The sequence below is a fragment of the Massilia varians genome (assembly GCF_027923905.1).
Lineage (GTDB): Bacteria > Pseudomonadota > Gammaproteobacteria > Burkholderiales > Burkholderiaceae_D > Telluria > Telluria varians_B.
In genome coordinates this window covers 1322775-1338957 of the sequence record NZ_AP026966.1, presented here as the reverse complement: position 1 = coordinate 1338957, position 16183 = coordinate 1322775, and the positions used below count along the sequence as shown (strand labels likewise).

General features: G+C 66.7%; 15 protein-coding genes, 1 pseudogene and 1 riboswitch. Of the genes and pseudogenes, 8 read left to right on the top strand and 8 right to left on the bottom strand.

Annotation, left to right across the window (positions count from 1 at the left end; all coding sequences use genetic code 11):
- Positions 1 to 10: 10 nt before the first annotated feature.
- The 3 genes from MasN3_RS06230 to rpoH all read left to right on the top strand — a co-directional run bounded on the left by MasN3_RS06230 (position 11) and on the right by rpoH (position 2939).
- On the top strand, positions 11 to 673 hold the full coding sequence (locus tag MasN3_RS06230) for a cell division ATP-binding protein FtsE (RefSeq protein ID WP_281913063.1): 663 nt from the start codon (positions 11 to 13) through the stop codon (positions 671 to 673).
- Positions 670 to 1584, top strand: a complete 915-nt coding sequence (gene ftsX / locus MasN3_RS06225; RefSeq protein ID WP_281913061.1) for a permease-like cell division protein FtsX — start codon at positions 670 to 672, stop codon at positions 1582 to 1584. Before MasN3_RS06230 ends, ftsX begins: the two co-directional genes overlap by 4 nt.
- A 464-nt stretch (positions 1585 to 2048) precedes the next feature.
- Positions 2049 to 2939: an RNA polymerase sigma factor RpoH gene (gene rpoH, locus MasN3_RS06220; RefSeq protein ID WP_281913060.1), complete on the top strand. Its 891-nt coding sequence runs from the start codon at positions 2049 to 2051 to the stop codon at positions 2937 to 2939.
- 57 nt (positions 2940 to 2996) lie between these two features.
- On the opposite strand, the gene MasN3_RS06215 is transcribed toward rpoH, so the two are convergent.
- Complete coding sequence (locus MasN3_RS06215; RefSeq protein ID WP_281913059.1) at positions 2997 to 3401, bottom strand: GNAT family N-acetyltransferase; 405 nt, start codon at positions 3399 to 3401, stop codon at positions 2997 to 2999.
- Positions 3402 to 3531: 130 nt separating this feature from the next.
- Here MasN3_RS06215 and yghU point away from each other — a divergent pair, with 130 nt between their 5' ends.
- The 4 genes and pseudogenes from yghU (at position 3532) to MasN3_RS06195 (ending at position 6071) form a co-directional block, all read left to right on the top strand.
- The gene (gene yghU, locus MasN3_RS06210; protein WP_281913058.1) at positions 3532 to 4368 is read left to right on the top strand and encodes a glutathione-dependent disulfide-bond oxidoreductase; all 837 of its coding nucleotides are present in this window, start codon (positions 3532 to 3534) and stop codon (positions 4366 to 4368) included.
- A gap of 101 nt (positions 4369 to 4469) precedes the next feature.
- Positions 4470 to 4948 (top strand): annotated as a pseudogene (locus MasN3_RS06205) (VOC family protein).
- A gap of 105 nt (positions 4949 to 5053) precedes the next feature.
- Entirely contained in the window at positions 5054 to 5689 is a 636-nt protein-coding gene (locus MasN3_RS06200) for an exopolysaccharide biosynthesis protein (RefSeq protein WP_281913057.1), read from the top strand.
- Between the two features lie 166 nt (positions 5690 to 5855).
- A complete protein-coding gene (locus MasN3_RS06195; protein WP_281913056.1) occupies positions 5856 to 6071 on the top strand; it encodes a hypothetical protein in 216 nt (71 codons plus the stop codon).
- Between the two features lie 16 nt (positions 6072 to 6087).
- Here MasN3_RS06195 and htpX read toward each other — a convergent pair whose 3' ends face one another.
- The 5 genes from htpX to MasN3_RS06170 all read right to left on the bottom strand — a co-directional run bounded on the left by htpX (position 6088) and on the right by MasN3_RS06170 (position 12554).
- Entirely contained in the window at positions 6088 to 6960 is an 873-nt protein-coding gene (htpX, locus tag MasN3_RS06190) for a protease HtpX (protein ID WP_281913055.1), read from the bottom strand.
- Between the two features lie 33 nt (positions 6961 to 6993).
- Complete coding sequence (locus MasN3_RS06185; protein WP_281913054.1) at positions 6994 to 8550, bottom strand: TerC family protein; 1557 nt, start codon at positions 8548 to 8550, stop codon at positions 6994 to 6996.
- A 137-nt stretch (positions 8551 to 8687) separates the two neighbouring features.
- Positions 8688 to 9005: a hypothetical protein gene (locus MasN3_RS06180; RefSeq protein ID WP_281913053.1), complete on the bottom strand. Its 318-nt coding sequence runs from the start codon at positions 9003 to 9005 to the stop codon at positions 8688 to 8690.
- 64 nt (positions 9006 to 9069) lie between these two features.
- On the bottom strand, positions 9070 to 9633 hold the full coding sequence (locus MasN3_RS06175) for a manganese efflux pump MntP (protein ID WP_281913052.1): 564 nt from the start codon (positions 9631 to 9633) through the stop codon (positions 9070 to 9072).
- A riboswitch (yybP-ykoY riboswitch) is annotated at positions 9634 to 9826 on the bottom strand.
- A 4-nt stretch (positions 9827 to 9830) separates the two neighbouring features.
- Positions 9831 to 12554, bottom strand: coding sequence for a bifunctional diguanylate cyclase/phosphodiesterase (locus MasN3_RS06170; RefSeq protein WP_281913051.1), 2724 nt, complete (start codon positions 12552 to 12554; stop codon positions 9831 to 9833).
- Between the two features lie 146 nt (positions 12555 to 12700).
- Between MasN3_RS06170 and MasN3_RS06165 the strand changes: the two genes are divergently transcribed.
- A complete protein-coding gene (locus MasN3_RS06165) occupies positions 12701 to 14083 on the top strand; it encodes a CocE/NonD family hydrolase (RefSeq protein ID WP_281913050.1) in 1383 nt (460 codons plus the stop codon).
- Between the two features lie 131 nt (positions 14084 to 14214).
- Here MasN3_RS06165 and MasN3_RS06160 read toward each other — a convergent pair whose 3' ends face one another.
- Both MasN3_RS06160 and pstS read right to left on the bottom strand, forming a co-directional pair.
- Positions 14215 to 14853: a winged helix-turn-helix transcriptional regulator gene (locus MasN3_RS06160; RefSeq protein ID WP_281913049.1), complete on the bottom strand. Its 639-nt coding sequence runs from the start codon at positions 14851 to 14853 to the stop codon at positions 14215 to 14217.
- 140 nt (positions 14854 to 14993) lie between these two features.
- The gene (gene pstS / locus MasN3_RS06155) at positions 14994 to 16031 is read right to left on the bottom strand and encodes a phosphate ABC transporter substrate-binding protein PstS (RefSeq protein ID WP_281913048.1); all 1038 of its coding nucleotides are present in this window, start codon (positions 16029 to 16031) and stop codon (positions 14994 to 14996) included.
- Positions 16032 to 16183: the final 152 nt, after the last annotated feature.

Here is a 16183-nt window from a genome sequence, read left to right as displayed (position 1 = left end):
GGCGCGCCCGATGATCGAATTCCAGTCCGTCTCCAAACAATATTCCCAGGATGCCTACGCGCTGCGCGAGGTCTCCCTCAACATCGGCAAGGGCGAGCTGGTCTACCTGGCCGGCCCGTCCGGCGCGGGCAAGTCGACCCTGATGAAGATGGTGGCCGCGGTCGAGCGCCCCAGCAGCGGCGTGGTGACCGTCAACGGCCAGGACATCGGCCGCCTCAAGCGGGCCGGCATTCCTTTCCTGCGCCGTAACCTGGGCCTGATCTTCCAGCACCAGCGCCTGCTCAACGACCGCAACATCCTCGCCAACGTGATGCTGCCGCTGCTCGTCACCGGCGCGCCCCGGCAGCAGACCGAGCAGCGCGCCCGGGCCGCCCTCGACAAGGTCGGACTGCTCGAGCGCGCCAGGGCGATGCCGCTCGAACTCTCCGGCGGCGAGCAGCAGCGCGTGGCGGTGGCGCGCGCCATCGTCAACCGGCCGCAGATCATCCTGGCGGACGAGCCGACCGCCAACCTCGACCGCGTGGCCGCCGACAAGGTACTCGACGCGCTGCGCGCCTTCAACGCCGTCGGTGTGACCTGCGTGATCTCGACCCACGACGAAGAGGTGCTCGACAGTGCGGCGGCGCGCGTGATCCGTCTCGAGCACGGCCAACTGGTGGGAGACACCGCATGAGCCCCTGGGTCCGCCAACACCGTTTCGCCCTCGGCGCCGCCCTGTCCACCATCCGCAAGGGACCGGGCAGCTTCCTGTTCAACGTGCTGGTCGTCGCGTTCGCGCTGATGCTGCCGTTCGCCGGCATCACCCTGCTCGACAACGTGCGTCCGCTGTCCGAACAGCTCTCGGTCGATCCCGAGATCAGCGTCTTCATGAAGCTCGAGGCGACGCGCGAGGACGCGGCCGCCCTGCAGCCGCGCATCAAGGCACTCGCCGCCGCCAGCGGCAAGGCCGACCTCGACTTCATCCCGCGCGAGCAGGCGCTGGCCGCGATGAAGTCCGGGAGCGGCCTGGGCGACGTGATCGACACGCTGGGCGAAAACCCGCTGCCGGACAGCTTCAGGCTGCGCCTGGACGGCAGCAGCGCGGCCGGCCAGGTCGACGCGCTCACCGAACAGCTGCGCGCCCTGCCGGGCGTGGATGTGGTGCAGGTCGATTCGGCCTGGATCAAGCGCCTGGCCGCCATGCTCGCCATCCTGCACCTGGCCCTGCTGCTGCTGGCGCTCACGCTGGGCGTCGTGGTGATCGCGGTGGTGTTCAATACCATCCGCCTGCAGGTGCTGACGCAGAAGGAAGAAATCAGCGTGTCGAAGCTGCTGGGGGCGACCGACAATTTCATCCATCGCCCCTTCTATTACACCGGCGGCCTGCTCGGCCTGTGCGCGGGCGTGGTGGCACTCGGCGCCGTGGCGCTGTCCCTGCGGCCGTTGAACGGCGCCATTGCGGATTTTGCGAAACTGTATGCCTCGGAATTCCAGCTGGTGCCGCTCGGCGTGCTGGAAAGCACGGGAGTGCTGGCGATCAGCGCGGGCCTCGGCCTGATCGGCGCGATGCTGTCGGTGCAGCGGCACCTGGCGCGCGTCCGGTAAAACAGATGTGGGTGGGCGTGCGACCGGCCGAGCCGGGCCCGCCCCCGCTTCGAACTGCTGACCCGCCCCACCCTACGCTCACACGAGCGCTATTCCTACACGCCCGTTTTTGACGAATGTGCGCCAGCCAACAGAAGGCCGCTCCTCAGGCCTTTAACCTGTCTCTAACACGTTTTCCAGCGGTTTTTTGCTCACTTTTGAGCTGAATCAACCAAATTGCAGTCGCCTGCTCTACAGTTAAAGCGGCGCGATTTTGATTCCTAAGAGCAATACTTTGGCCAAACTTAATCGATTTCGATAAATCGATGCCTTGCCTAGCACTCACACATGGAGAGTGCTAATATATGTCTCGAATACAGCGAAATCAAGGAAAGCATCCAAGGTAGAAGTCGACACGCTGGTGTCACGCGGCATGTGTCCGTGACACATTGGGATGCAGTAAGTCTACTACGAGGAAATTGAATATGTCCGCACAATCCGCATTGGTTCCGGCCGGCAGTCGTGCTCTGGGACTGGGTTTCTCTGGCAATCTGGGCAACATCGATGCCTACATTTCTGCCGTCAACCGCCTGCCGATGCTGACTCACGAGGAAGAGGTATCGCTGGCGAAGTCGCTGCGCGAAAAGAACGACCTCGACGCCGCGCAGAAGCTGGTGCTCTCGCACCTGCGCCTGGTCGTGTCGATCGCGCGTGGCTACCTCGGCTATGGTCTGCCGCACGCCGACCTGATCCAGGAAGGCAATATCGGCCTCATGAAAGCGGTCAAGCGCTTCGACCCGAACCAGGGCGTGCGTCTCGTTTCGTACGCGATGCACTGGATCAAGGCCGAGATGCACGAATACATCCTGAAGAACTGGCGCCTGGTGAAGGTCGCGACGACCAAGGCCCAGCGCAAGCTGTTCTTCAACCTGCGCAGCAACAAGCAGGGTCTGGACACCATGACCCCGAGCCAGGTCGACGAGCTGGCGAAGATGCTCGACGTCAAGCGCGAAGAAGTGATCGAGATGGAAACCCGCTTGTCGGGCCGCGACATCGCCCTCGAATCGCCGACCGACGACGAAGACGACAAGTTCGCCCCGATCGCCTACCTGTCGTCGGAGCAGCAGGAGCCGACCCGCGTGCTGGAGGCCGAGCAGCGCGACCGCCTGCAGTCCGAAGGCCTGGAGACCGCCCTGTCGAAGCTGGACCCGCGTTCGCGCCGCATCGTCGAAGCGCGCTGGCTGGCCAACGACGACGGCTCGGGCGCCACGCTACACACGCTGGCCGAAGAGTTCGGCGTGTCGGCCGAGCGTATCCGCCAGATCGAATCGGCTGCGCTGAAGAAAATGAAAGGTGCGCTGACGGCTTACCTCTAAGCCCTGCCCACCCCAACCTAAACCCCGCCCCGGCGGGGTTTTCTTTTTTTTAAGCCCTCATGGTGAGGCCGGCCAGCGCATCAGGGTTTCCGGATGCCCGGTGTGCGCGTCCAGGCGTTCGTCGACGGCGACGAAGCCGTGCCTTTCATAGAAGCGGTGCGCGGCACGATTGGCCGAGTACACGGCCAGTTCGAGCCTGTCGCGGCCGCTCTTGGCGTGGGCGACGAGCAGGCTGCCGATGCCCGCGCCCTGGCTGTCCGGATGCACGAACAGCGCGGCCAGGGCGTCGCCGTACAGACTGTAGAAGCCGGCTATCGCGCCCTCCCGTTCGAACACAAATGAACTGGCCGCGGGCAGATACACGCTGCGCATGGCGTCGCGCTGGGCGCGCCAGAATTGTTCGTCGATGAAAGCGTGCGCCTGGATCGACGCACCCAGCCAGATGTCCAGCACCTGATCCATGTCATGATTGTTTATCGGTCGAATCACCGGTGCGATCTCCTTCCCAGGCCAGTCCGTGTGGAGCCGAAGTATACCGGCGTCCGGGACGCCGGCTAGAATGGGTTTTTCATCCGATAGAACGGAGTCCCCGATGACCGACCAGTACGTCCCGCCCACTGTCTGGACCCCGCCCGCCTCCTCCGGCGGCACCTTCGCCAACATCAACCGCCCGGTCGCCGGCCCGACCCACGAGGCCGCCCTCCCGGTCGGCAAGCACCCGCTGCAGCTGTATTCGCTGGCCACGCCCAACGGCGTGAAGGTGACCATCATGCTGGAAGAGCTGCTGGCCCTCGGCCACAGCGGCGCCGAGTACGATGCCTGGCTCATCAAGATCAACGAAGGCGCCCAGTTCTCCAGCGGCTTCGTCGAGATCAACCCGAATTCCAAGATCCCGGCCCTGGTCGACCGCAGCGCCGACGCACCGGTGCGCGTGTTCGAATCCGGCTCGATCCTGGTCTACCTGGCCGAGAAGTTCGGCGCCTTTCTGCCGGCACATGGCCCGGCGCGCGCCGAAACCATGAACTGGCTGTTCTGGCAGATGGGCTCGGCGCCTTTCGTGGGCGGCGGCTTCGGCCACTTCTATGCCTACGCGCCGGAAAAGCTGCAGTACCCGATCGACCGCTATGCGATGGAAACCAAGCGCCAGCTCGACGTGCTCGAGCGCCAGCTGGCCGACCACCAGTTTGTGGCCGGCAACGAGTACACGATTGCCGACATGGCGATCTGGCCATGGTATGGCGGCATGGTACGCGGCGAGCTGTACGAGGCCGGCGAATTCCTCTCCGTGCACGAATACAAGAACGTGCGCCGCTGGGCCGACGGGATCGCCGCGCGGCCGGCCGTCATCCGCGGCCGCAAGGTCAACCGGGTGCGCGGCAATCCGGATGAACAGGTTCCCGAACGCCACGACGCTTCCGACCTGGACTGATCTTCCGTAAGAGAGACCATGGCAAGCGCGGACGACGCGCGCGATTGCGGTAAGCTGGCGCGCGACATTCCAAACGACGTGCCAACGATGGGAGACGTGCCATGGTCAGCAAGAATACGATTTGCCTCTGGTTCAACGGAACGGCGCTGGAAGCGGCGCAGTTCTATGCCGCCCATATTCCCGACAGCGCGGTGGGCCGGGTCTTCCGTGTCCCGGGCGACTACCCGGCCGGCAAGCAGGGCGACGTCCTGACCGTCGCCTTCACCGTGGCCGGCATCCCTGCATCGGCCTGAACGGCGGCCCGGCCTTCCCGCATACCGAAGCGTTTTCCTTTCAGATCGCGACCGATGACCAGGAGGAAACCGACCGCCTGTGGAACGCCATCGTCGGCAATGGAGGCCAGGAAAGCGCATGCGGCTGGTGCAAGGACAAGTGGGGGCTGTCCTGGCAGATCACGCCGCGCGTGCTCAGCGAGGGCATTGCCGACCCCGACCCGGCCGTGGCGAAACGCGCGTTCGAGGCGATGATGACGATGCGCAAGATCGACGTGGCCACGATCGAGGCGGCACGGCGCGGCTGAGCGGGAACGGCGGCGTCCGGGTTCGCGCGCTTGCCGCCATTCACGCGGCGCAAGCATGCGGTCCTGCACTATACTCTTGCCCGTCCAGGACCCATGAGAAGCACAATGAAAGAATCCCTGCAAGCTGAACCGGTTTTCAAGAAGCTCCGCGGCATGGTCCGCTCCCTGCCGCCTGGCGGCATCACCCTGAGCGAACTGATCCGCCGAGTCGGCAATGAAGGCCTGCTGATCCTGACCGCCCTGCTCACGCTCGTGTTCCTGATTCCGGTGTCGATTCCGGGCGTGAGCACCGTGTTCGGCGCCGCGATCCTGCTGATCGGCATCAGCCGCCTGTTCGGCCGCGAACTGTGGGTCCCGGCAAAACTGAAGCACCGGACGATCTCCACCAGCAAGCTGCGCCCGGCGCTGCGCAAGGCACTGCCCTGGCTGTACCGGATCGAACGTGTGTGCAAGCCCAATCGTATCGGGTGGCTGGTGGCAAACGGTTCGATCCAGCATCTCAACAACGCCGGCCTGATCCTGGGCGCGGTGCTGCTGATGATGCCCTTCGGCCTGATCCCGTTCAGCAATACCTTCCCTGCGGTCGCCCTGCTGTTCCTGGCGATCGGCCTGCTGCAGCGCGACGGCGTCAGCGTACTGCTGGGCCACATCAGCAACCTCGTCACCATCCTGTATTTCGCCCTGCTCATCGGTGGCGGCGGTTTCGCCCTGCGCGAGCTGTTCCACCGCATGGCCAACTGAGCGATCATGCAAAGCGGCACTAACTTCAGTTCCAACAGTGTGCAATGCCAAACGCGCAATTTTTGCGGATTAGCTACTAAAACATCGACTTACTGAAAAGTCTTAAGAATTTACTTTAAGTACATTTACAGCTCTGCTAGCATCCTTCGCTCGCATGGAGGAGCACATGGCAGCGCAAAGCAGAAACGATGCACGCAGTGATCTGGTGACGGCTGGTCAGGTCGACGAGGGCCTGAAATTATGCGCGCGCTACGGCGTCCATCCCGCCCTGCTGTTCATGGAACAGGTGGGGGTGCCGCGCCAGGTCGCCCTGCGCGTGCTGTGCTCCCCCGAACACTTCCGCCAGCGCGACCGCCGCCGCCATCCGCGCCCCATGCGCTGAGGCGCGGCGGATCCGCTTACTGCGCCTGCAATGCCGCGATGCGCGCCTCGATCGGCGGATGGCTGGAGAACAGCGACAGCGCGCCCCTGCCGGAAATGCCGAAGGCCGCCATGTTCTTCGGCAACTCCCCTTCGGCCAGGCCGCCCAGGCGGCGCAGCGCCGCGATCATCGGCTGCGGACGGCCCAGGATGTGCGCGGCGCCGCGGTCGGCGCGGAACTCGCGCTGGCGCGAGAAGTACATCACGATGATGCTGGCCAGGATGCCGAACAGGATCTCGCACACCACCACCGTCACCATGTAGCCGATGCCCGGCCCCGACTGCTCGCTGTCGTTCTTGCGCAGCATCTGGTCGACGGCATAGCCGACCACCCGCGCCAGGAACACGACGAAGGTGTTGACCACGCCCTGGACCAGGGTCAGCGTGACCATGTCGCCGTTGGCGATGTGCGCCACCTCGTGCGCCAGCACGGCTTCCACTTCTTCCTGCGACATCGAGGCCAAGAGGCCCGTGGACACCGCGACCAGCGAGCCGTTGCGGGTGGCGCCGGTGGCGAAGGCGTTCGGCTCGCCCTCGTACACCGCCACTTCCGGCATCTTGATGCCGGCCTTGCGCGCCTGCCCCTCCACAGTATTCAGCAGCCAGGCTTCGGTGGCGTTGGCCGGCTGGGCGATGACGCGCGCCTTGGTCGACCATTTGGCGATCGGCTTGGACAGCCACAGGGAGATGAAGGCGCCGCCAAAGCCCATCAGGGCGGCGAAGGCCAGCAGCATGGGCAGATTCAGGCCGTTGGCGGTCAGGAAGCGGTTGATGCCGAGCAGGCTGGCGCTCAGGCTCAGGACCAGCACGACGGCCAGGTTGGTGGCGAGGAACAGGACAATGCGTTTCATGTGGTTTCCTTCAATAGCAAAGTAAATGGAGAATCAGCCGGCGGCGTCCTGCGCCTGCGGGTCCAGGCGCAGGATCGCGACGCGCAGGATGCGCCGGTCTTCCACCGCCAGGATCTCGAAGCGCAGTCCGTCGGCCTCGATGGCCTGGCCGGCGGCCGGCAGGGTTTCGAAGCGCGCCAGCAGGTAGCCGGCGAGCGAGCTGTAGTCGGCCTCCGGGTCCACCAGGGCGCCTGAATCGAGCACCTGCTCGAGCAGGTGCAGGTCGGCGCTGCCGTCGGCCTCCCAGCGGCCCACGCCCTGCGCGCGGATCGCCGGCTGCTCGTCCTCGTCCGGGAACTCGCCGGCGATCGCCTCCAGCAGGTCGATCGGCGTCAACAGACCCTGGACCACGCCGTATTCGTCGGCCACCAGCACCAGCTGGCCGCGCGCGCGCTTGAGCGTGTCCATGGCGCGCAGCACGCCGGCGGTATCGGGCAGGAAGATTGGTTGACGCAGCAGCCCCGGGTCGGCCTCGTCGATGCGATCGTGGAGCAACAGCGCCCCGATCAGGTCCTTGGTACGGGCCACGCCCACCACCCGGTCGACGTCGCCGCGGCAGACCGGCAGCTGGTTGTGCGGGGTTTCCCGCAGCTGCTGCAGGACGGTGGCCGCGTCCTGTTCCAGGTTCACCCAAGACATCTCGGCGCGCGGCGTCATGATCGAGCGGATCGAGCGCTCGGCCAGGGTCAGCACGCCGCTGACCATGTTGCGCTCCTCGACGGCGAAGCTGTCGTCCGCGCGCGCTTCCTGGGGCGCCTCTTCGAGCGCATGGCGCGGCTTGCCGAGCAGGCGCAGCACCGTGTCGGCGGTGCGCTCGCGGAACGGCAGGCGCGCCTCGTTCTTCAGGAAGTTGCGGCGCGCGAACTGGTTGAGCGTTTCGATCAGCACCGAGAAGCCGATCGCCGCGTACAGGTAGCCCTTCGGGATGTGGAAGCCCAGCCCCTCGGCGACCAGGCTCAGGCCGATCATCAGCAGGAAGCTCAGGCACAGCACCACCACCGTCGGGTGGGCATTGACGAAACGGGTCAGCGGCTTGGAGGCCAGGATCATGACGCCGATCGAGATGACGACGGCCGCCATCATGACCCACAGTTCGTCCACCATGCCCACCGCCGTGATCACCGCGTCGAGCGAGAACACGGCGTCGAGCACCACGATCTGCGCCACCACGGCGGCGAAACCGGCATACATCTTGTTCCCCGACTGGACGTGGACCACGCCTTCGAGGCGCTCGTGCAGCTCGACCGTGGCCTTGAACAGCAGGAACAGGCCGCCGACGAGCAGGATCAGGTCACGCCCGGAGAAACTGAAGGAACCGAGCGAGAACAGCGGCGTGGTCAGGGTGACCAGCCAGGAGACGATCGTCAGCAGGCCGAGGCGCATGGCCATGGCCAGGGACAGGCCCAGCAGGCGCGCCTTGTCGCGCTGGTGCGGCGGCAGCTTGTCCGCCAGGATCGCGATAAAAATCAGGTTGTCGATGCCCAGGACGATTTCCAGGAACACCAGGGTCAGCAAACCCACCCAGATCGAGGGGTCCATTAGCCATTCCATCTTGCTTGCCTTAATCAATGTGAAGAAGCGGGGTCCACCGGGCGTAGCCGGCGGAAGAGGTCCGGAGGCAGGCAGGCGCACGGGGGCGCCGGCCGGCGCTGGCCGGACGGACGACAGGAAGGAGCGGCGCTCCCGGATCAGGCGCGGCGGGGCGGCTTGTCGGGAGGCGGAAGGGAGAGGCGGTAAGGCGAGGCGGCGTGCTGGGGCACCGCGGCGGCGCGCAGGCCCGCCAGGTTCAGGCGGGCGTCCTGGTGCACGAGATCATGCAGGTCGGCCACCGAGGGCGGCTCGTCGGGATCGATGTCGGGATTGGCGCTGCCCTGGAAGGCGTCCATGCTCGTTGCGGCGGCATGCGTGTGCGCGACATCGGGCTGCGCCGTCGACACGGATATCGACAGCGCCAGGACGTTCAGCGGGAACAGCAGGATCAGGAAAATGACGAGGATTCGTCTCATACATTGGGGAAACACAGGACGCGATCAGTATAGCATGGGGCCTGCCGCGTCCGATGTCCGCACCTTACTGCGACAGGTGCTCGATCAGGATGGTCGTACCGACCAGCACCAGCACGACCCCGCCGATGCGCTCTGCGTTGCGCCCCACGGCCGCGCCCAGGCGCCGCCCGAGCAGCACGCCGATGGTGACCATGACCGTGGTGGCGATGCCGATCGCCCCCGCCGCATGCAAGATCGAGACGTCGACGAACGCCAGCCCGACCCCGACCGCCATCGCATCGATGCTGGTGGCCACCGCGGTCAGCACCAGCACCAGGAAGTTCTGCGAGCCGGCGCGCTCGTCTTCCTCTTCCTCGTCGCCGAAGGAGAGCCAGAGCATGCGCCCGCCCAGGCCCAGCAGCAGGAAGAAGGCGATCCAGTGGTCCCACTGGCGGATGGCGTCGGCGGCCAGCGAGCCCAAGGCCCAGCCGATGATCGGGGTGATGGTCTCGATGCAGCCGAACAGCAGGCCGATCCGCAGCGCCTGCGGCAGGCCGGGATTGCGCAGAGCGGCGCCTTTCGCGATCGCCGCGGCGAAGGCGTCGGTCGACATGGCGAGGGCGAGGAATACGAGGGCGGTGAAGGTCATGCTGGGGTTCCGGTCGGACGAAAACACAAAGGCGCACCCGCACGCCCGACAATGGCGCGGATGGGCCGATGGTCTCGCCAACCGCTAGGTCGCCCGTGCCACGCTTTACGCATCAGAAACTGAGCGAAGCGAGTATGTTGACACGGGCCCTCCCGCATTGCGCAGGAGGAGGCTACTCCCCACAGGGTGTGGGCATTCTAGAAGGAAACAACCTCCGGCGCAAGCGACGCGGGCGCCGCTGCGTGCTCCAACAGGAAGCGCCGCCCCATCATCTGCAACATCTCGCCGGCCGGCACCGGACGCGCGATGTAATAGCCCTGCACCTCGTTGCAGTCCAGGCCGCGCAGGATGTCGAGCTGCTCTTCGGTCTCGACGCCTTCGGCCACCACGGACATGCCGAGCGCGTGGGCCATCGACACGATCGCCTGGAAGAACACCCTGCCCTCCTTCGAGTTGCCCAGTTCCGTGGTGAAGGCGCGGTCCACCTTTAGCACGTCCATTTTCAGGCGCTGCAGCTGCGACAGCGAGGAGTAGCCGGTGCCGAAATCGTCCACGTGCAGCTTGACGCCGAGGGCGCGCAGCGCGGCCAGTTCGGCCAGGATCTCGTCGTGGTCGCCCATCATCGCCGACTCGGTGATCTCGATCTCGATCAGGCTGGCCGGCACGCGGTGGCGCGCCATCGCGCAGCTCAGCTGGCGCTGCACGCCGCCGCGCAGGAACTGCCTGGGCGAGACGTTGATCGAGACCGGCACCAGCTGGGCTCCCGCCTCGCGCCAGGCGGCCAGCTGGGCGCAGGCCTTGTCGATCACGATCTCGCCGATGTTGCGGATCAGGCCGGTGCTTTCCGCCAGCGGGATGAACTCGCTAGGTGCCACCAGGCCCAGTTCAGGATGGCGCCAGCGCACCAGCGCCTCCATGCTCAGCAGCTCGCCGCTGCGGGCGTCCACGCGCGGCTGGTAGTGCAGCAGGAACTGGTCGTGCTCGATCGCTTCCAGCATGCGCTGCTTCAGGCGCGCGCGCGCGTTCAGGCCGTTCGACAGCGCCGGATCGAAGAAGCGGTACTGGCCCTTGCCCTCGTTTTTCCCGGCGTACATCGCGATGTCGCTGTGGCGTACCAGGGTCTCGGCGTCCTGGCCGTCGCGCGGGAACATACTGATGCCGATCGAGGCGCCCACCGCATGCAGCTCGTCGCCGATCAGGAAAGGCACGCCGAAGGCCTCGACGATGCGCGCCGCCACCGAGGCGGCCTGGCGCTCGCCCTCGCAGGGATGCAGCAGCACCAGGAACTCGTCGCCGCCGAAGCGCGCCACCCGGTCGGTGGGGCGCAGCAGCGACAGCAGGCGCTGGGCCGCGCTCTTGAGCAGCTGGTCGCCGGTCGCGTGGCCATGGGTGTCGTTGACCTGCTTGAATTCGTCGAGGTCGATGAACAGCAGGGCCAGGCCGGCTTCGCCGGCGCGCGCCTGCGCCAGGATCGCCGGCATCGCCGCCAGGAAGGCGTGGCGCGTGGCCAGGCCGGTCAGCACGTCCTCGTGGGCCAGGCGCTCGAGCTGGGTCTCGTGGGCCTTGCGCTCGCTGATGTCCTGCAGCGTCACCGCCAGCCCGTTCCCGACCCGCACCAGGCGCCGGCGTCCCCAGCTGATGTTCAGGCGGTTGTCCGCCGGCAGGCGGCGGTCGTCCTCGTGAAAGCCGGTCTCCATCGCCTTGCGGTAGGTGTCGAGCAGCGCTTCCCCGAACAGGGCGCTGTCGACCTGCGACAGACTGCTGCCCACCAGGGTGGCGCGCGTCAGGCCGTAGAAGAAGGCGCCGCGCTCGTTGCAGTCGACGATGCGGAAGTCCAGGATGCCGCCATCGCGGCCGCGCACGGCGGCGGCCATGTAGAAGCCGTCGTTGCCGCTTTCGGTGGCGGTGCGGTAGGCGCGCTGCACTTCTTCCTGCTCGCGCTCGCGCAGCACGGCGCGGCGCGCCAGCACCGAACCGATGCCCCCCAGCAGCAGCAGGCAGGCGCCGATGGCGATGGTCCGGTTGCGGTTGTCGACCCAGGCCGCCTGCGCCGCCTGCAGGGCAGTCGCGTGCGACAGGCCGACCAGGGCCACCAACGGATAGGCGCTCGATTGGCGCCAGCCGAGCACGCGCGCCTGGCCGTCGGCGAAACCGTCCCGTCCCTGCACCAGGCGCACGCCGCGCTCGCCCGCCCACGGCTGCGCGCGCGAGGGCAGCAGCCTGGCGCCGCGGAAGGCGGCGCCGTCGCTGTGCTGCTCGGCGCGCAGCCGCCCCTCGCTGCCAGCCAGCGCCACCACGCCGCCCGCGCCCAGCGTGGCCGGGCTGACGAAGGCGGTGAAGTAGCGCGCATCGACCGCCATCAGCACGATGCCGTCGAATTCGTCGTCGCGGGTGTCGAGGCGGCGCGTGAACAGCACCATCTCGCCGTGCCCGGCGACATGCGGCGGCGCTGTGCCGATGCGCAGGGCGGTGGAGATGTGGTTGCGATGCTGCACGAAGTAAGGTCCGGCGGACAGGTCGCTGCCGAGCAGCGCGGGCCGGGTCGAGGCCTGCACCATGCCGTCGCGGTCGACGATCGCCACCACGCCGAAGGCGGCGTCGGTGAACATGCCGTCGCGGCGCAGCTCGTCGAGCAGGCCAAGGTCTTTCCGGTGCGCCCGTCCCTTCTCCCAGCTGAACTTCAGCTGCATCGTGACCTGGTCCATCTGCCCGACCGAGCGCGTGATGTACTGCTCGTAGGCCTCGGCATAGGCGCCGGCGTCCTTGCGCGCCTGGCTGTCCGCGCGCGCGCGCTCGGCCTCGGCGCGCCATACGGTGGCGATCCACAGCGCCGCGCACAGCAGCAGCGCAAGCAGCGGCCAGATGACGACGAGATAACGGTTGGTGCGCGAAGCGGTGCGGACGGCGGCGTGGATGCTCATGCAGGCGGAATCAGGACGCAAAGTTTCCGCAAGTCTAATTAGCGAACATGTCGTCCCGATGACATGTTTGTAAAGTGACAAACCGCGCATTTTCGGCGCCAAACTGGCCGTAGGATGGGCGACGTCGCCCCCCCCTTCCAAGCCTGATGAAAACATTCGCCATCCTGATCCTCGCCGCCAGCGCCCATCTCCCCGTCCATGCCGGCGCAGCCGGCCTGACGCCCGCGCCCGGCCCGCATGCGGTCGGCCTGCGCGTGGCGCAGCTCTACGACTACAGCCGTGCCATGGACGAGCAGCTCGACGCCTTCGGCAAGCCGCTCGCCACGCCGCAGGCCCGGCCGATCCAGGCCCTGGTCTGGTATCCGGCCAGGCAGTCGCAGGCTGCGCCGATGCGGGTGGTGGACTATCGCCAGGCCGCCCTGTCCGACGTGAATTTCGGCTTGCCGGCGGCCGACAGCGCGAAGCAGCGGGCCGCCTGGCTGGCGGGTCCGCAGAAGTCCCGGTACGAGGCCGCGACCCTGGCCGTGCGCGACGCCGCCCCCGCCGCCGGCAAGTATCCGGTGCTGGTCTACGCGCCGAGTTTCGCCGAGGCGGCGGACGAGAACCTGGACCTGTGCGAGTACCTGGCCAGCCAGGGCTACGTCGTCATCGCCAGCCGCAGCCTGGGCGCGCGCTCGAAGGTCATGACCGACGATGTCGAAGGCGTGGAAGCGCAGGCGGCGGACATCACCTTCCTGGTCAACCACGCGCACACCCTGCCGCAGGCCGACCTGGACAAGGTCGCGGTGGCGGGCTTCAGCTGGGGCGGCCTGTCCAACGTGTTCGCCGCCGCGCGCTCCAGCCGCATCAAGGCGCTGGTGAGCCTGGACGGCTCGATCCGCTTCTACCAGAAGATCTGGAGCGCCGCCGGCGACGTGCGGCCGGCGCGCACCACGGTGCCGATGCTGTCCCTGGGCGCCGCTTCCTTGCCCTTCGAGGAGCTCGCACAGAAGAACAACAGGCCGACTGCGAGCTACCTGAACAGCATGAAGTACTCGGACGTCTACTTCGGCACCATGCACCCGATGCAGCACGGGCACTTCAGCTCCCTGTATGGATTGCGCCTGGCGCGCGACGACGAATTCGGCGACTTCCGGCGCGCCGACGTCGAACAGGCCTACCGCGCCGTCGCCCTGTACGTGCACCGCTTCTTCGACGCCTACCTGAAGCAGGACGACAAGGCGCTGGCCTTCCTGCGCCAGTCGCCCGCCAGGAACGGCATCGCGCCGCAAGTGATGGCTATGCGCTTCCAGCCGGCCCTTGCCGCGGTGCCGACCGAAGCGGCCTTCCTGCGTGCGTTCGCCGCAGCCGGTTATTGCGATGCCCAGGCCCTCTATGCGCGCATGCGCGACGACTCCCCTGACTTCGCGCTGAGTCCCCTCCATCTCAACACCCTGGGTTACCAGCTGTTGGGCGGGAAGCATGCGCGCGGCGCGCTCGAACTGTTCAAGCTGGCCACCCATATCGAGCCGAAATACGGCAACGCCTAGGACAGCGAAGGCGAGGCCTGGGAGGCGCTGGGAGAGAAGGCCCAGGCGATCGCGGCCTACGAGAAGGCGGTCGCGGTGGACAAGAACCAGTTGAACGCGGTGGCGCGCATCAAGGCGCTGCGCGCCGGCCCCTAAGCCGCGGACAGCATGTAGCCGGCGCCGCGCACGGTCTTGAGCAGGGACTTGGCGCGTCCCAGCGCCTTGCGCAGGCGCAGCACGTGGACGTCGACGGTGCGCTGGTCGAGGGTGTCGTGCGACGCCCACAGGTGCTCGAGCAGCTGGGCGCGCGAGAACACCTGGCCCGGGTGGCACAGCAGGAAGCGCAGCAGGCGGTACTCGGCGTGGCGCACCTCGACCTTGTGGTTGCCGACGCGCACGCTGCAGCTGAGCGGATCGAGCACCAGGCGCCCCAGGCACAGCAGGCGCTCGTCCGGCGCGTCGTCTGGCGGCGGCTGGGGAATGAATTCGGCAGGCGCGGATGGCCCCGTGCCGTCGCCCTCGGTGGATTCGGCGGCCAGCAGGATCACCGGTTTCCCGCGCAGGCGGCGATCGCCGCGCAGGCGCGCCAGCAGGCGCAGGCCGCCTTCCTGGCGCAGCATCGATTCCTGCAGCAGCAGTGCGGGGCGTTCGCGCCCGATGAACTCCCAGGCCTGCGCCAGGCTCGGCACGCTGTGCCAGATCCACTCGTCTTCGTGCAGCGAATACTTGAGCAGCTCGGCGATGGCCGGCTTGTCGTCGACGACCAGGACGATCGTGTTAGCCGTGTTCATAGTTGAAATGTAGGGTGGGCAGGTCTTCCTGCCCACGCGTTCAAACAGAATTTGAATGGATGTGCGGCCTGCTTACGTGAGTTGAACGCGTGGACGGCATAGCCGCCCACCCTACGTCAGCGCCGCGTCAATTCAAGGGATCAGTAGATCGCCTTGCCCGACGCATCCTTCAGGTTGGCCTTCCAGTTGGCCTGCACCAGCTTGACGACCGATGCCGGCATCGGCACGTAGTCCAGCTCGGCGGCAGCCGGGGCGCCGTTCTTGAAGGCCCAGTCGAAGAACTTCACGACTTCCAGGCCCTTGGCTGCATCGGCCTGGGTCTTGTGCATCAGGATGTAGGACACGCCCGTGATCGGCCAGCTCTGCTTGCCGGCCGCGTCGGTCAGCACCACGCCGAAGCCCGGCGCCTTGGTCCATTCGGCGCCGCTTGCTGCAGCCTTGAAAGCCTCGTCGTCCGGCTGCAGGAAGGCGCCGTCCTTGTTCTTCAGCTGGGTGTGCGACAGCTTGTTCTTCTTGGCGTAGGCCCACTCGACGTAGCCGATCGCGCCCTTGATGCGCTGCACGTTGGCGGCCACGCCTTCGTTGCCCTTGCCGCCCACGCCCACCGCCCACTTCACGGTGGTGCCGGCGCCGATGCTGTTCTTCCAGTCGGGGCTGGTCTTGGACAGGTAGTCGGTGAACAGGAAGGAGGTGCCCGAGGAATCGGCGCGGTGCACGACGGTGATGTCGGCGTCCGGCAGCTTCACCCCCGGGTTCAGCGCGGCGATCTGCTGCGCGTTCCACTTGGTGATCTTGCCCATGTAGATGTCGGCCAGCACCGGACCGGTCAGCTTGAGCTGGCCGGGTTGCACGCCTTCCACGTTGACCACGGCGACCACACCGCCCATGATGGCCGGGAACTGCATCAGGCCCGCCTCATCCAGGTCTTCGGCCTTCAGCGGCATGTCCGACGCGCCGAAGTCCACGGTCTTGGCCTTGATCTGCTTGATGCCGGCGCCCGAACCGACCGACTGGTAGTTCAGGCCGTTGCCGGTGGCAGCCTTGTACGACTCGGCCCACTTGGCGTAGATCGGGTACGGGAAGGTCGCGCCGGCGCCGGTCATGTCAGCGGCGTGAGCGGTCGACATCGCGAGCACGGCGGCAGTGGTGGCTGCGGCGGCGAGGATCTTCTTGAACATTGGCTTCTTATTCCTATTCCTGGTTGATGGAGGTGTGTTTTGGACCACGCGGCAAAGTCTAGTCCGCCGATGTGACAAGCATGTGACCGCAATATGACCGCTCCGTGACCGCCTGTGCGCGACCGCGCCGGGCAGGTTTGCTATGATGAGGA

Bases quoted from the DNA above. Each gene is read 5' to 3' on its own strand.
- MasN3_RS06170 (WP_281913051.1), bottom strand. From the start codon at position 12,554: ATGAGCATCCACGCCGCCGTCCGCACCGCTTCGCGCACCAACCGTTAT.
- MasN3_RS06165 (WP_281913050.1), top strand. From the start codon at position 12,701: ATGAAAACATTCGCCATCCTGATCCTCGCCGCCAGCGCCCATCTCCCC.
- htpX (WP_281913055.1), bottom strand. From the start codon at position 6,960: ATGAAACGCATTGTCCTGTTCCTCGCCACCAACCTGGCCGTCGTGCTG.
- MasN3_RS06175 (WP_281913052.1), bottom strand. From the start codon at position 9,633: ATGACCTTCACCGCCCTCGTATTCCTCGCCCTCGCCATGTCGACCGAC.
- pstS (WP_281913048.1), bottom strand. From the start codon at position 16,031: ATGTTCAAGAAGATCCTCGCCGCCGCAGCCACCACTGCCGCCGTGCTC.
- MasN3_RS06195 (WP_281913056.1), top strand. From the start codon at position 5,856: ATGGCAGCGCAAAGCAGAAACGATGCACGCAGTGATCTGGTGACGGCT.
- MasN3_RS06230 (WP_281913063.1), top strand. From the start codon at position 11: ATGATCGAATTCCAGTCCGTCTCCAAACAATATTCCCAGGATGCCTAC.
- rpoH (WP_281913060.1), top strand. From the start codon at position 2,049: ATGTCCGCACAATCCGCATTGGTTCCGGCCGGCAGTCGTGCTCTGGGA.
- MasN3_RS06160 (WP_281913049.1), bottom strand. From the start codon at position 14,853: ATGAACACGGCTAACACGATCGTCCTGGTCGTCGACGACAAGCCGGCC.
- yghU (WP_281913058.1), top strand. From the start codon at position 3,532: ATGACCGACCAGTACGTCCCGCCCACTGTCTGGACCCCGCCCGCCTCC.
- MasN3_RS06215 (WP_281913059.1), bottom strand. From the start codon at position 3,401: ATGGATCAGGTGCTGGACATCTGGCTGGGTGCGTCGATCCAGGCGCAC.
- MasN3_RS06180 (WP_281913053.1), bottom strand. From the start codon at position 9,005: ATGAGACGAATCCTCGTCATTTTCCTGATCCTGCTGTTCCCGCTGAAC.
- MasN3_RS06200 (WP_281913057.1), top strand. From the start codon at position 5,054: ATGAAAGAATCCCTGCAAGCTGAACCGGTTTTCAAGAAGCTCCGCGGC.
- ftsX (WP_281913061.1), top strand. From the start codon at position 670: ATGAGCCCCTGGGTCCGCCAACACCGTTTCGCCCTCGGCGCCGCCCTG.
- MasN3_RS06185 (WP_281913054.1), bottom strand. From the start codon at position 8,550: ATGGAATGGCTAATGGACCCCTCGATCTGGGTGGGTTTGCTGACCCTG.